The organism is Candidatus Planktophila sp. (assembly GCA_030681675.1).
Lineage (GTDB): Bacteria > Actinomycetota > Actinomycetes > Nanopelagicales > Nanopelagicaceae > Planktophila.
Genome location: JAUXRP010000003.1, coordinates 157,127 through 170,222, shown reverse-complemented (window position 1 = coordinate 170,222; position 13,096 = coordinate 157,127). Strand labels below are relative to the sequence as shown.

The 13,096-nt window shown below is 46.1% G+C and carries 17 protein-coding genes; 11 read left to right on the top strand and 6 right to left on the bottom strand.

Annotated features, from left to right (window positions below; genetic code table 11):
• The first annotated feature begins 6 nt into the window (after positions 1–6).
• The 3 genes from Q8K48_01425 to Q8K48_01415 are packed head-to-tail and all read left to right on the top strand — an operon-like array spanning position 7 to position 2,579.
• Entirely contained in the window at positions 7–1,128 is a 1,122-nt protein-coding gene (locus tag Q8K48_01425) for a trypsin-like peptidase domain-containing protein (GenBank protein ID MDP1851056.1), read from the top strand.
• Positions 1,129–1,155: 27 nt separating this feature from the next.
• The gene (locus Q8K48_01420; GenBank protein ID MDP1851055.1) at positions 1,156–1,461 is read left to right on the top strand and encodes a hypothetical protein; all 306 of its coding nucleotides are present in this window, start codon (positions 1,156–1,158) and stop codon (positions 1,459–1,461) included.
• Positions 1,458–2,579 carry an Mrp/NBP35 family ATP-binding protein gene (locus Q8K48_01415; GenBank protein ID MDP1851054.1) on the top strand — a complete coding sequence of 374 codons (1,122 nt, stop codon included), beginning with the start codon at positions 1,458–1,460 and terminating at the stop codon, positions 2,577–2,579. The genes Q8K48_01420 and Q8K48_01415 overlap by 4 nt, the downstream gene beginning before the upstream one ends.
• On the opposite strand, the gene Q8K48_01410 is transcribed toward Q8K48_01415, so the two are convergent.
• Both Q8K48_01410 and Q8K48_01405 read right to left on the bottom strand, forming a co-directional pair.
• A complete protein-coding gene (locus tag Q8K48_01410) occupies positions 2,547–3,044 on the bottom strand; it encodes a DUF1003 domain-containing protein (GenBank protein ID MDP1851053.1) in 498 nt (165 codons plus the stop codon). The genes Q8K48_01415 and Q8K48_01410 overlap by 33 nt on opposite strands.
• A gap of 2 nt (positions 3,045–3,046) precedes the next feature.
• A complete protein-coding gene (locus Q8K48_01405) occupies positions 3,047–4,318 on the bottom strand; it encodes a CBS domain-containing protein (protein MDP1851052.1) in 1,272 nt (423 codons plus the stop codon).
• Positions 4,319–4,340: 22 nt separating this feature from the next.
• Here Q8K48_01405 and Q8K48_01400 point away from each other — a divergent pair, with 22 nt between their 5' ends.
• The 3 genes from Q8K48_01400 to Q8K48_01390 are packed head-to-tail and all read left to right on the top strand — an operon-like array spanning position 4,341 to position 6,723.
• Complete coding sequence (locus Q8K48_01400) at positions 4,341–5,264, top strand: DMT family transporter (protein MDP1851051.1); 924 nt, start codon at positions 4,341–4,343, stop codon at positions 5,262–5,264.
• On the top strand, positions 5,261–6,106 hold the full coding sequence (locus Q8K48_01395; GenBank protein MDP1851050.1) for a PHP domain-containing protein: 846 nt from the start codon (positions 5,261–5,263) through the stop codon (positions 6,104–6,106). The genes Q8K48_01400 and Q8K48_01395 overlap by 4 nt, the downstream gene beginning before the upstream one ends.
• Entirely contained in the window at positions 6,103–6,723 is a 621-nt protein-coding gene (locus tag Q8K48_01390; protein MDP1851049.1) for a MarC family protein, read from the top strand. The genes Q8K48_01395 and Q8K48_01390 overlap by 4 nt, the downstream gene beginning before the upstream one ends.
• Here the strand turns inward: Q8K48_01390 and Q8K48_01385 are convergent.
• From Q8K48_01385 to Q8K48_01375, 3 genes are read right to left on the bottom strand one after another with little or no spacing between them, the layout of a single operon-like run.
• Positions 6,720–8,072: a DEAD/DEAH box helicase gene (locus Q8K48_01385; protein MDP1851048.1), complete on the bottom strand. Its 1,353-nt coding sequence runs from the start codon at positions 8,070–8,072 to the stop codon at positions 6,720–6,722. The genes Q8K48_01390 and Q8K48_01385 overlap by 4 nt on opposite strands.
• Before the next feature lies 1 nt (position 8,073).
• A complete protein-coding gene (locus Q8K48_01380) occupies positions 8,074–8,331 on the bottom strand; it encodes a DUF3107 domain-containing protein (protein ID MDP1851047.1) in 258 nt (85 codons plus the stop codon).
• 20 nt (positions 8,332–8,351) lie between these two features.
• The gene (locus tag Q8K48_01375) at positions 8,352–8,963 is read right to left on the bottom strand and encodes a TetR/AcrR family transcriptional regulator (protein ID MDP1851046.1); all 612 of its coding nucleotides are present in this window, start codon (positions 8,961–8,963) and stop codon (positions 8,352–8,354) included.
• A 95-nt stretch (positions 8,964–9,058) separates the two neighbouring features.
• Between Q8K48_01375 and moeB the strand changes: the two genes are divergently transcribed.
• From moeB to Q8K48_01360, 3 genes are read left to right on the top strand one after another with little or no spacing between them, the layout of a single operon-like run.
• The gene (gene moeB, locus Q8K48_01370) at positions 9,059–10,210 is read left to right on the top strand and encodes a molybdopterin-synthase adenylyltransferase MoeB (GenBank protein MDP1851045.1); all 1,152 of its coding nucleotides are present in this window, start codon (positions 9,059–9,061) and stop codon (positions 10,208–10,210) included.
• Complete coding sequence (mshB, locus tag Q8K48_01365; protein ID MDP1851044.1) at positions 10,210–11,064, top strand: N-acetyl-1-D-myo-inositol-2-amino-2-deoxy-alpha-D-glucopyranoside deacetylase; 855 nt, start codon at positions 10,210–10,212, stop codon at positions 11,062–11,064. The genes moeB and mshB overlap by 1 nt, the downstream gene beginning before the upstream one ends.
• Complete coding sequence (locus Q8K48_01360) at positions 11,064–11,375, top strand: hypothetical protein (GenBank protein ID MDP1851043.1); 312 nt, start codon at positions 11,064–11,066, stop codon at positions 11,373–11,375. Before mshB ends, Q8K48_01360 begins: the two co-directional genes overlap by 1 nt.
• 9 nt (positions 11,376–11,384) lie before the next feature.
• Here the strand turns inward: Q8K48_01360 and Q8K48_01355 are convergent, their stop codons facing one another.
• Positions 11,385–11,603 (bottom strand): hypothetical protein, encoded by a 219-nt coding sequence (locus Q8K48_01355; protein ID MDP1851042.1) that lies wholly within the window; start codon positions 11,601–11,603, stop codon positions 11,385–11,387.
• 97 nt (positions 11,604–11,700) lie between these two features.
• On the opposite strand from Q8K48_01355, the gene Q8K48_01350 reads away from it, so the two are divergent.
• Together Q8K48_01350 and dapC are read left to right on the top strand one after the other, a co-directional pair.
• Entirely contained in the window at positions 11,701–12,021 is a 321-nt protein-coding gene (locus tag Q8K48_01350; protein ID MDP1851041.1) for a ferredoxin family protein, read from the top strand.
• A 6-nt stretch (positions 12,022–12,027) separates the two neighbouring features.
• Entirely contained in the window at positions 12,028–13,092 is a 1,065-nt protein-coding gene (gene dapC / locus Q8K48_01345; GenBank protein MDP1851040.1) for a succinyldiaminopimelate transaminase, read from the top strand.
• Positions 13,093–13,096: the final 4 nt, after the last annotated feature.

The window sequence follows — 13,096 nt, the reverse complement described above, 5'->3', positions numbered from 1 at the left end:
AAACACATGATCTTTCCCCGTAAAAAAACGAGCGAACTCGATTCCCCCTGGTGGGAGGTTCGGACCTCTAAAAGGAGTTCACGAGGCAATACCCTTCTCATTGCTTTACTTGCGGGAAGCGTTGGAGGTTTTTTAGGAGTCAATTCTTCGGGCGGAACTTTTTTTCACAATGCGAACATTGTTTCATCTACTAGCACCATCGAGCGCGCACCTGATTCAGTAGCAGGAATTGCAGCACGAGTGCTTCCGTCAGTTGTTTCAATTACAACTCGATCAAGTAGTGGAGGCGGAACTGGTTCAGGGTTTGTCATTGATAGCTCCGGCTATATTTTAACGAATAATCACGTGATTGCCTCTGTGGCTGAATCAGGTGGGACGTTGCGAGTAACGCTCAATAATGGTGACGTTTACAATGCAAAAGTGGTGGGTCGAGATGCATCTTATGATTTGGCTGTCTTAAAAATTACGGGTTCCAACTTTCCTGCTCTGCAATTCGGCGATAGTGACAAAGTTGCGGTAGGAGACGCAGTCATCGCGATTGGTTCACCACTTGGCTTATCAGGAACAGTAACTCTTGGAATCATTAGCGCTAAAGATCGACCAGTCACTGCCGGTGGCTCGGCCGAAGAAAACTCATTTATAAATGCACTCCAAACTGATGCAGCAATTAATCCTGGTAACTCAGGTGGTCCACTTGTTGATTCAACTGGTGCGGTTATTGGAGTTAACTCGGCAATCGCATCTTTAGGTTCGACTTCTCAAACTGGCTCAATTGGATTGGGTTTTGCGATACCAATAAATCAAGCACGAACAACGGCCGACCAACTGATAAAAACTGGCAAAGCTACGTACCCCGTGCTTGGTGTTTCACTTGATATGAATTTCACTGGTTTAGGTGCTCTCATTGCTAATTCAAAATCAGGTTTGTTGGCTGGTGGACCGGCAGAATTGGCTGGTTTGAAGCCTGGAGATATTGTTATTGCATTTGAAAACCGGGAGATAACTACTGCCGAAGAGTTAATCGTTGCCGTGCGTGCAAAAAAGGTTGGAGACAAGATTACGCTCACCTATATTCGTGGTGGGAAAGAGTTTTCTGCCACTTTGACCTTAATTGCTGCCGCAAGCTAGAGGCTCATTCTTAGATAGGCTACAGGCATGTTCTTTGATATTGGTGCTGGAGAACTCATGGGTCTTGCAATTTTGGCGATGATATTAGTTGGCCCGGAACGGCTGCCAAAAGTTGCGGTCGAAGCGGCTAATATGCTCAAGAAACTTCGTAATCTCTCGCAGATAGCAACAGCAGAACTTAAAGAGAATTTAGGACCTGGGTTTGAAAATTTGCAACCGAAAGACTTACACCCAAAAACTTTTGTTAAAAAACAGCTGGCTGATCTCATGGATGAAAAGCCAGTGGCTAAAACTAAACGTCCTGAGGCGCGAATAGATCCAGATCTTATATGAACCTATTAGATCAAATTGCAGAAGCGTTAATGACTGTACAAGATCCAGAACTCCATAGGTCTATCACCGATCTTGGAATGGTCGAAGACGTTAATGAGTTAGATGGAAATGTTTCGGTTTCGATTTTATTGACAATTTCGGGCTGCCCTATGCAGGACAGATTGCGTACAGATATAACAAGTGCAGTTGCTAATGTTGATGGAGTTAAGAGCGTACAGTTGACGTTTGGAGTCATGTCACAAGCCCAACGTGATAACGTAAAGAAAATCATGCGAAATGGACGCGAAAAATTCATTCCATTTGCGCAACCAGATTCGTTAACACGAGTAATCGGTATCGCTTCGGGAAAAGGAGGCGTTGGAAAATCCTCGGTGACTGTTAATCTTGCCGTCGCCTCGGCCATGAAAGGTTTGCGTGTTGGAATCTTAGATGCCGATGTCTATGGCCACTCGATTCCCAGATTAATGGGATTGATGGGTCAACGCCCGACTGCGATTGACCAGATGTTCATTCCACTTGAATCTTTCGGAGTGAAGTGCGTTTCCATGGAGATGTTTAAGCCTGAACGTAGTGATGCCGTTGCCTATAGAGGACCGCTTTTGCACAGAGTTTTAGAGCAACTTCTCTCGGATGCTTATTGGGGCGATTTAGATCTTTTGCTTATTGATCTCCCACCCGGAACAGGTGATTTGGCTATCTCGTTGGGTCAGTTAATCCCAACTTCAGAGATATTAGTAGTTACCACTCCTCAAGTTGCAGCAGCTGAAGTTGCTGAACGTGCCGGAAGAATCGCCCATCAGATTCATCAACACGTAGTTGGAGTGGTGGAAAACATGTCTGATTATATTGATCCAGCAACTGGTGCATTAATTTCGCTCTTTGGAACTGGCGGCGGAGAAGAAACCGCACAGCGTTTATCTCAATTAGTTGGCAGTGAGGTGGCACTTCTCGGAAAAATTCCATTTAGTGTCGATCTTCGTTTAGGCGGTGATGCAGGTGTTCCTGTAGTCATTTCCGATCCGAAATCTGCAAGCGCATTAGTACTGTATGAGATTGCTGAAAAATTAATCAAGCGAAGGAAATCTTTACTCGGAGTTCGATTGGGAATCGCTACGTAGTTCTGCAATCAACTCTTTACCTAAATCAGAGAGTTCGCCTCGCACAAAATCGCGTGTTGCAACCTCACCTAGTGAAATTCTTAGTGCAGCAATTTCACGGGTGAGATATTCGGCATCGGCAATACTTCGATCATTGCGGGCTCGATCTTCATTGAGCTGGATTCTGTCGCGATCAGCCTGCCTGTTTTGCGCTAGCAGGATCAGAGGAGCGGCATATGAGGCTTGTAAAGAGAGAATCAAAGTTAAGAAAATAAATGGATACCCATCAAAGCGAAAATCTTCAGGCGCAGTGAAGTTCCAAGCAACCCAGCTAAAAACAAAGATAGTCATGTAGACCAAGAAGCGGGCCGTGCCTAAGAAGCGGGCAAAGCGCTCAGAAAGGCGTCCAAAGGTCTCTGGATCAAAATTTGGTCGCAGTGAACGTCGAGCTTCACGCGGAGTGTCTAGTCCGAAGTTTCGAGCCATCTTCACCCCTCCTTATAGGTAACTGGCGACTTTTCTCGATGGTCATTTCGCCAGTTTTCAGGAAGTAAATGATCGAGCACGTCATCGACTGTAATTGCGCCAAGTAGTCGATCGTTGGCATCTACAACCGGTAGTGAGAGCATGTTATAGCTAGCCAGGTGTGAGGAAACTTCATGCAGAGATGCCTCTGGCCTTACACCTCGAGAGTGGGTATCAACAATAGATCCAAGTAAAGTCGAAGGTGGCTCTCTTAGTAAGCGTTGGTAATGCACCGAACCGATGAAACGGCCAGTTGGCGTTTCTAGAGGTTGGCGGGCAATGAAAATTTGTGAGGCTAAAGCAGGTGAAATCTCTTGTTGCCGAATGGATGCGAGGGCGTCGGCTACTGAGTAATCAGCACTCATGACAATTGGTTCAGTCGTCATCATTCCACCGGCAGAATAATCTTCATAGTTCATTAGCCGTAAAACATCTTCTGCATCATCTGGTTCCATGAGTTTTAGCAGAGCTTCAGCACGTTCTTGACCAATTTCGCGAAGTAAATCTGCGGCATCATCTGGATCCATCTCTCCAAGAACATCTGCCGCACGCTCACCTTCAAGTTCGGCTAAGAGTGAAACACGATCATCTTCATCCATCTCTTCTAATACATCGGCTAAGCGATCATCTGCCAGGGCTCCTGCAACTTCTACACGACGTTTGGCGGGTAAGTCTTGCAAAACAGTAGCCAAATCAGCTGCACGCAGATTTGCCAAAGTTAAAAGCAAATTAACCACTCCTTGGTTTTGTTCCGGATAAGCAAAACCGATGACTTCATCCCAAGCAACCGTCGAGGTTGCACCTTTACGGCGGAGTCCGCGTCCCGGACGCATGATGTGGACTCGCGTGATTAGCCAGTCACCGGTTTGGTTTAGCTCCATTCCCAAATCTTCCACAAGAACCGCTTCACTCGTTGCTGTAAGCGTAATAGAACGGTCAAGCATGTCTCCAAGCACCAATACTTCGCCAGGACGGGTTTCATACCGGCGCATATTGAGTAACCCTGTAATAACTACGGCTCCACTTTCAATTGAAGTGATTCGAGTAATCGGAACAAAGACACGGCGTCGCAATGGAACTTCAACTACAAGACCCAAGATTCGAGGAGGAAGATTATTGGTTCGAAGCGTCGCTACCGCATCCCTGACCTTTCCGACTGGATCACCGTTTGGATCAAAAACCGCGGTGCCTGCAAGACGGGCAAGAAATACTCGTTTTAAGAGATTGCTGCTCATGGCTTAAGGGTACCTTTCTCTCATGGCTGAGGGCGAACAATTGCAAAACCTGGAACACATCCGCGATAGCCACACAGCGGTGCCGGGTAGACCTGATTTGATTCGTTTAGGTGTTGGGATCATTGGAATTGGAACTTCTGGACCTCTCATTGCCATGAGCGCTATGCCAATAGTGAGCTTAATTTTTTGGAGAAATTTGGGGGGAGCATTATTAACACTTCCATTCGCTATGCGTCACAGAGCTCATCGTGAGGGTGTTAAGTGGTCAATCATTGCCGGAATTGTTCTTGCCTTTCACTTCGTTGCATTTTTTCTAGCAATGCGCTGGACAACCGTTGCAGCCGGTACCGCACTCGTTGCATTGCAGCCAATCTTTGCGGCGCTCTTTGTAAAACTAGGCGGCGGTCATATTCCATCTAAGGCTTGGCTGGGAATGATTGTAAGTTTTTCAGGTGTATTACTGATTTCGGGAGTGGATTTGAATATTTCTTTTAAATCATTTCTTGGTGACTTGTCGGCCTTGATTTCAGCCGCTCTCGCGGCCTTATACATGATCGCTGGTTCAAAAGCGCAAAGAACACTTGAAACCGCGACTTACACGACAATTTGCTACTTTGTTTGTGCAATGAGCGCATTACCTATGGCAATTTTTTCAGGTGTTGAGCTCTTTGATTTCACTGCACGTGAATGGTGGATTGTTTTCGGATTGATTGTTGGTGCCCAAATTCTTGGACACACAATGTTTAATGCCGCACTTAAACGTGTATCTCCTGCAATAGTTTCACTGATAATTTTTTTTGAAGTTCCAGTTAGTTCAATTCTTGCGTTGTGGTGGATAGGACAGCGTCCACCCTTAGGGATTTTGCCCGGAATCGCCTTAATCCTTATCGGTTGTGTTTTAGTTGTTTCGCGTACTCGAACTCCACTCGTGCAGGTAACACCATGATTGATTTACATACACATACAAACAAGAGCGATGGGACAGATTCTCCGCGTGAACTGGTTAATAAAGCGATTTCCCTCGGAATAAAGGTTTTAGGACTCACCGATCATGATACGACGGCCGGCTGGATTGAAGCTATCGAGACGATACGAGGAGAGATTTCACTTGCCCTTGGAAGTGAGATCTCATGTCTGACCGAGGATGGAATTAGTGTTCATATGTTGGGTCTTCTCTTTGATGGTGACCATAAAGAGATGCAGATAATGCTTGAGGAAACTCGAGATGGCCGCTTACCGCGCATGCGTAAAATGATTGAAAAGATGCAAGCCGCAGGAATTAATATTTCCATGGCCGACGTTGAAGCTGCTCGACCTACTGGTGCAACCCTTGGGCGACCGCACTTAGCCGATGCACTTGTAAACAATGGTGTTATCAAATCTCGAGATGAAGCATTTCAAGGGATGCTCAATAATGATTCAATTTTCTACGTCTCCCATGCGGCGCCCACCCCGGTTGAGGCGGTTCGTATGATTCGTAGTGCGGGGGGAGTTGCAGTCATAGCTCATCCTTTTGCCTCCCTAAGAGGTCAAATTTTAGATGCATCGAATTTTCAGGAGTTAGCTACCGCTGGATTACAGGGCATTGAAGTCGACCACCGCGATCAAAATCCAGATGAGCGTGCGATGTTGCGAGTTATAGCCAAAGAACTAGGGCTAGTCGTAACTGGTGCCAGCGATTATCACGGCAACGGTAAACTAAATTCATTAGGGGAATTTCAAACATCACCCGAGCAATGGGAAAAGTTAGAGTCAATGGCAGATCGGCGAAGGGTGGTGAGAGCGTGAACGTAGTGCAAGTGAGTGCAACAACATTTGCAATCCAATCTTTTGTCACTCTCTTTGTAATTATGGATCCACCAGGTGCAACACCAATTTTCTTAGCTCTAGTTTCTCAGAAAAATCCTAAAGAGCGCCGAATGCTTGCGATGAAGGCGGCAACTGTTTCATTCTCTGTGATTACTCTCTTTGCATTATTTGGAAAATTTATTCTGGGCTATTTGAATATTTCAATGGCCTCCCTGCAAGCAGCCGGGGCGCTCTTGTTATTGCTCATCTCTCTTGATTTGTTAACAGGAGGAACAGGTGGAGGTAAGAGCGAGAGTTCAAGTGCAAATATTGCGCTTGTTCCACTTGGAACGCCTCTCCTTGCCGGCCCAGGAGCAATTGTTGCCACGATGATCTTTGTGCAAAACGCTGATACAACACCAAAGGTATTTGGATTAATTGCCGCGGTAGTCGGAGTTCACATCGCTATCGCAGCGGTATTAATGGCCTCAACTACGATTTTAAAGTTGATAAAAGAGGCCGGAGTCACTTTGGTGGCACGAATCGCAGGTCTACTTCTTGCCGCAATCGCGGTTCAAATGCTCGTTGACGCAATTCGAGTATTTGTCGCAGCTTAACTCTCTTTAAACTTCTTAGTCCTAGTACGAGTACGTTCAACTCTTTTTTGTGAAGTAGCAACTTTGCCTCGCCCAGAATCCTTACGTGGCGCAGTTGCCGTTTTACTTTCAACCCTCACGACCGGCTTGGCCTTAATCATTCGGCCCGTCGATCCCGTTGGAATATTAAGAACTTCAAATAAGTGTGGTGATGATGAGTAAGTCTCTTCAGGCTCGGCTAAACCAAGTTCAAGAACCTGGCTAATCATTTTCCAGCGAGCTAGCTCGTCCCAATCTACAAAAGTTACTGCGATTCCATCGGCACCTGCACGAGCAGTTCGGCCGATACGGTGGATATATGTTTTTTCATCCTCTGGGCACTGGTAATTAATCACATGTGTGATCCCCTCAATATCAATGCCACGAGCTGCAACATCTGTTGCAACGAGAACATCTGACTTTCCAGCTTTGAAATCACCGAGTGCTTTTTCGCGCGCGCTTTGACCTAAATCACCATGAATTGTCGCAGCCCTAAAGCCACGCTCGATGAGATCGTCAGCGGTTTTTTGGCATGTACGTTTTGTTCGGCAAAAGACAATAGTCGGTCCTCGCCCATCGGCCTGCAAAATACGGGAAAGCATTTCAATTTTATCCATCGCATGTGCACGCAGCACGTGTTGCTCGATTCGGCTGACAACTGCGCCCTCATCCTCACTGTCTTGCGTACGAATATGAATAGGTTGGTTCATGAAACGTCGCGCAAGAGCGATGATGTCCCCGGGCATTGTGGCCGAAAAGAGCATTGTCTGTGTGCGCTTAGGAGTATTTGCTAAAATCTTCTCTACATCTGGGAGGAAACCTAGATCGAGCATCTCATCGGCCTCATCGAGGACAAGTCGTGAGACTTCCTTTAATTTCAACAGACCTTGGCGTGATAAATCTAACAAACGACCAGGAGTTCCAACCACAATCTCAACTCCAGTATTAAGCGCTTCAATTTGTGGTTCAAAGGCACGACCACCATACACTGCGAGAGTTCGAATGCCGCGGTTGCTAGCTAACTCGTCAATATCTCGAGTTACCTGTGTACACAGTTCACGTGTTGGAACAACGATTAAAACCTGCGGCATTCCCTTATGTGCAAACTCTGCCCATTCAATATCATCAGGCGCAATGACTCTTTCGATAACTGGAATTCCAAATGCCAGAGTTTTCCCTGTTCCGGTTTTGGCTTGACCAATTACGTCGCCGTCTCCAAGGGCAATAGGCAACACCATCTCTTGAATTGCAAAAGGTGTGATAAAACCATGGGCGTGCAACGCCTCGATAGTTTGCGGTCGAAGTGGAAGCTGCGTAAAAGTCAATGACACGTTATGCAGCGCCGAAGCCGACGCGACGCGGTGATGGGTCGCCAACTTCGACGAACCCAATCTTGTCGGCCGGAACAATAATTTCATGACCTTTAGTGTCACTAAGTGTCAGTGGGGCTCCAGAGGTAAGAGCTTGAGTCACTGCGCTCTTTATTTCAGTTGTGGTCATTGCACTATCGAAAACTAAGTCACTTGCGACGCGAGTAACAGCGATGCGGACCTCTGATTTAACTGTAACTTCATTTTTCTTAACGTTCATAGGGTCAATGATATCGGCCTTTAATTGCGCGGAAAACCAGAAATACCTCTCCACATGAGGTTGTTAACCAGTTCAACTGCTTGTTCTCTAGTCAATGTGCTATCTCGATCCAACCAATGGCGCGCAGTAACTTGGGCATAACCAATCATTCCCACGCCAAGCAACATAGAGGCCTCCTTTGGAAGACCTGTGTCAATTGAGATTACTGCACTTGCTGCAGCTGCACAGTCGTATGTCATTCGATTAAGGCGCTCTCGAACAGATGGTTCGACACTCATATCACTTTCAAAGAGCAATCTAAAGGCTTCTCCCTCCCTCTCAATAAATGCAAAATAAGCATCAACTGTTGCATGCACTCGGTTGGCATTGTCAGGCGTAGATGCAATCGCCTTTTGAATTTCAAAGACGAGCGAATCAATGTGCAAATCTAAAACAGCTAGATATAGCTCAAGTTTTGATGGAAAATGCTGATACAAAACCGGTTTACTTACATTCGCCCGATCGGCAATCTCATCCATTGCCGCTGAATGGTATCCAGCGACTGTAAATACTTCGAGGGCTGCTTTAAGCAGAATTGCACGCCGCTCGTCTCGAGGTAAACGGGCTTTATTGGATATATCTGCCGTGGTCATTGGCGTAATCGTAGAGGGAGTTTGATGATTTATGCTAATACTTAGCGCCGGAGTTAGTAGCGACTATAGAGCGGTTAAGGCAGGATTGGAGTGCAATGAAACATTCACCCCTTGTTGATGCAGGCGCAGCACTCAACGTTGATGAGGTTCGAAGATACAGTCGGCATGTTCTCGTTCCGGAAATATCAATAATTGGTCAACAAAGAGTTAAGGCGGCGAAAGTACTTTGTGTTGGTGCGGGAGGATTAGGGTCCCCAGTTTTAATGTATTTAGCGGCAGCAGGTGTTGGAACCATCGGAGTAGTTGATTTTGATGTAGTCGAAGAGTCAAACCTACAACGACAGATTATTCACGGACAGAGCGATATTGGAACGAGTAAAGCGGAGAGTGCCAAGAGAAAGATTGCCGAACTTAACCCCAATGTACAGGTGATTACGCATGATGTTCGCTTAGACAGATCAAATGCATTAGAGATTCTTAAGGGTTATGACGTAATCATTGATGGCACTGATAATTTTGCGACACGCTATTTAATTAACGATGCTTGTGTACTTTTGAGTAAACCAAATATTTGGGGATCTATCCTTCGCTTTGATGGGCAGGCTAGTGTATTTTGGTCGGAGCACGGTCCCTGCTATCGCTGCCTTCACCCAACACCGGCGCACGGTGTTCCCAACTGTGCCGAAGCTGGCGTCTTAGGCGTTTTGTGTGCTTCGATCGCTTCAATCCAAGCGACAGAGGCGTTAAAACTCATTATTGGAATCGGTGAGCCGCTCATTGGTGAATTAATTATTTTCGACGCACTTGATATGAGTTTTCGAAAAATTGTGATCAAAAAAGATCCAGCATGTGTAGTGTGCGGGGTAAATCCGACCCAGAAAGGGTTATTAAATAATTACGAAGCGTTTTGTTCATCCGCTGGAGCTACACAAATAAGTGTTGTGGAGTTGAAAACGAAGATTGATAGCGGTGATGATTTTCTACTTATTGATGTACGTGAAGCTAGTGAATTTGAAATTGTGCGAATTCCCGGTTCAGTTTTGATACCTCTTAGGCATTTCATTGATGGAAGCGCATTAAAAAGCCTGCCTAAGGAGAAAGAGATTATTGTGCATTGCCATTCGGGAGGGCGTTCAGCGACTGCACTATCAATACTTAAGAACGCTGGTTTTCTGGATGTCACGCATGTTGAGGGTGGGGTACTTGCCTGGGCCAAACACATCGATACGACATGTACGGTGTACTAATGAAAGATACATACGAAGGTTTTCGAATTCTTTTAGTGCACGCCCATCCTGATGATGAGACGATAAATAATGGGGCGACAATGGCACTGTATGCGGCTCGAGGAGCACAAGTCACGCTTGTGACATGTACTCGTGGAGAAGAGGGAGAAGTTCTTGTTCCTGGTTTATCGCATTTGGCAAGCGCGCACGATGACACCCTCGGCTCCCACCGTGAGATTGAGCTGGCCAACGCCATGAGCGCTCTTGGTGTGCGCGATTACCGCTTTTTAGGTAATTTTCGAGATAGCGGAATGATGGGGAGCACAACAAATAATGGGGCAGGTGTTTTCTGGCAAGTTGAAGTAGATGTGGCTGCACGGCTTCTTGCAACAATAATTGATGAAGTTCAGCCACATATTTTAATTACTTATGATGAAATAGGTGGATACGGTCACCCGGATCACATTAAGACCCATCTTGTTGCTATGCGAGCGAGCGAGCTTTCAACATGGCAGATTCAAAAGATTTATTGGAACACGATGCCCAAATCAGTTATTGCAGCAGGCATTGCGGCAATGAAAGAGGTTGGTTCTGATTTCTTTGGAACTGACAATGTTGATGACATTCCTTTTGCCAAAGACGACTCGTTTGTTACTACATTGATTGATGGAAATGAATTTGTTGAAGCCAAAATGGAGGCAATGAAAGCACATGCAACACAAATTGCATTAGACGGTCCATTCTTTGCGCTTTCAAATAACTTAGGTTTGCAGATTTGGGGGCATGAGTACTACACGCTTGTGCGTGGCGAGAAATCTGCACCATTTGATAGCGATGGGCGGGAACGTGATTTGACCTCGGGAATAACTTTGTAGTGAAGTTTTTTTATTCAATATTTCTTGGGGCGGCTTTAGGCGCTGCCTCCATTTTTATTCATGCCTCTGTACCACCATTCGGTTTAATACTGAGTCTTGCCGCTACGGGCACTGGGATTTGGAGTATTGGACGGTTGTGGGGCAGACGATCCCTAAAAGTGCTTGCAAGTATCATCTGGACCTTTGTTGTTGTGCGTGCAGGCCTGCCAGGTGCAAGCGATGAGTATTTAATTGAGGCCAGTGCCGTTGGAATATCGTTGATAAATATAGGATTCCTTTTCTTACTTATTGCGATTTTATTGCCAAATTAATGAAAAGGTTTAGGGTTTAATTCTGGTCGTGGGTCTTTCGATTATTTCACGCCAAATAAAAATCTCATCATGAGAGAATTCAATTAAATGATTGTCTTTATTTCGCAATGAGTGCGTGCTCTCTAAAATCCCCACGATGTCGCGAAATCCGCCTTCTGGGTCGTGGAGTCGGATTGTAAGACGCCTACCAATGAGGGCTTCGAAACGGAGTTCGAGCAGGCTCGCCATGGGTCAACGATAAACCTTCGTTGCGATATCGCGCGAGATAGGGCTGAGCGATTAGAATCAGCCACGTTCATTATCATTTTAATCTGGAGGCTAGAGAGTGACATATATTATTGCCGAACCGTGTGTTGATGTTAAAGATAAGTCCTGCATAGCTGAATGCCCCGTGGACTGCATCTATGAAGGTTCACGTATGTTGTACATCCAGCCAGATGAGTGTGTCGACTGCGGTGCATGCGAGCCAGTCTGCCCGGTAGAAGCGATTTATTATGAGGACGATGTTCCAGCCCAATGGAGTGAGTTTGGCAAAGTCAATACCGAGTTTTTTGTTGAAATTGGATCCCCTGGAGGCGCGGCCAAAATGGGTCCAACCAATAGTGATCACGCACAAGTAACGGCTCTGCCTCCAAAGAGCGAGTAGTAATTCTTGCGTGAACAACTCCCAGATTTTCCTTGGGATGCTCTAGCTCCATATGGGGAGATTGCACGTTCGCACCCAGATGGAATCATAGATTTATCTCAAGGTACTCCGGTAGATCCAACTCCGGAATTTATTCAAAAATCATTTCGCGATGCTTCGAACTCTCCTAGTTATCCAGTCACTGCCGGAACACCCGAGCTGCGCGCAGCGATTAGGGAGTGGGCCACTTATCGACTGGGTGCGACCGGTGAGTTTGATGTACTTCCGCTCATTGGATCGAAAGAGTTAGTGGCATGGCTACCAACAATTCTTGAATCACGAAAAGTTCTTATTCCAGAAATTGCTTATCCGACATATCACGTTGGTGCCTTGATTGCCCAAGCGAAATCCATCGAAGTTGGTATAGATGCAACCATATGGCCACCTGCGGATTTGGCATGGCTGAACTCACCATCTAATCCCACGGGGCGAACCCATAGTGTTGAAGAAATAAAGGCGTGCATTCAATGGGCGCGCGCCAACAATTCAATTTTAGTTTCAGACGAGTGTTATATTGAGTTTGATCACACTGCAACTTCTTACTCTGTCTTATCTCAAAGCGGAGGTGACAATAGGAATATTCTTGCTGTTCATTCGCTTTCTAAACGCTCCTCTATGGCAGGGTATCGCGCCGCATTCATGATTGGCGACTCAGTCCTTATCACCCGAATTCGTGAACTTCGTAAACATGGCGGAATGATGGTTCCCCTTCCGGTGCAGAAAGCTATGACTGTCGCACTCAGTGATGATCGCCATGTTGCCGAGCAGCGTTCTCGTTACAACGCGCGACGAGACGTATTGCGTCCAGCACTTGAGGTAGCGGGATTTCAAATTGAATTCAGTAACTCAGGTTTATATATCTGGTGTACTCGCGGCGAGGATGCTTGGGAGAGCGTGAAGTGGCTTGCAGGAAGAGGCATATTAGCCACACCGGGCAGTTTCTATGGTCACGCCGGGGCTCGTCACGTTCGATTAGCTATGACGGCAACGGATGAACATATTAATTCCGCTGCTCTTCGATTGAAAGCTTAGTTTT

What these genes read in the sequence shown, in the direction of transcription:
- Q8K48_01425 (MDP1851056.1), top strand. Translation starts at nt 7, where the DNA reads ATGATCTTTCCCCGTAAAAAAACGAGCGAACTCGATTCCCCCTGGTGG.
- Q8K48_01420 (MDP1851055.1), top strand. Translation starts at nt 1,156, where the DNA reads ATGTTCTTTGATATTGGTGCTGGAGAACTCATGGGTCTTGCAATTTTG.
- Q8K48_01415 (MDP1851054.1), top strand. Translation starts at nt 1,458, where the DNA reads ATGAACCTATTAGATCAAATTGCAGAAGCGTTAATGACTGTACAAGAT.
- Q8K48_01410 (MDP1851053.1), bottom strand. Translation starts at nt 3,044, where the DNA reads ATGGCTCGAAACTTCGGACTAGACACTCCGCGTGAAGCTCGACGTTCA.
- Q8K48_01405 (MDP1851052.1), bottom strand. Translation starts at nt 4,318, where the DNA reads ATGAGCAGCAATCTCTTAAAACGAGTATTTCTTGCCCGTCTTGCAGGC.
- Q8K48_01400 (MDP1851051.1), top strand. Translation starts at nt 4,341, where the DNA reads ATGGCTGAGGGCGAACAATTGCAAAACCTGGAACACATCCGCGATAGC.
- Q8K48_01395 (MDP1851050.1), top strand. Translation starts at nt 5,261, where the DNA reads ATGATTGATTTACATACACATACAAACAAGAGCGATGGGACAGATTCT.
- Q8K48_01380 (MDP1851047.1), bottom strand. Translation starts at nt 8,331, where the DNA reads ATGAACGTTAAGAAAAATGAAGTTACAGTTAAATCAGAGGTCCGCATC.
- Q8K48_01375 (MDP1851046.1), bottom strand. Translation starts at nt 8,963, where the DNA reads ATGACCACGGCAGATATATCCAATAAAGCCCGTTTACCTCGAGACGAG.
- moeB (MDP1851045.1), top strand. Translation starts at nt 9,059, where the DNA reads ATGAAACATTCACCCCTTGTTGATGCAGGCGCAGCACTCAACGTTGAT.
- mshB (MDP1851044.1), top strand. Translation starts at nt 10,210, where the DNA reads ATGAAAGATACATACGAAGGTTTTCGAATTCTTTTAGTGCACGCCCAT.
- Q8K48_01355 (MDP1851042.1), bottom strand. Translation starts at nt 11,603, where the DNA reads ATGGCGAGCCTGCTCGAACTCCGTTTCGAAGCCCTCATTGGTAGGCGT.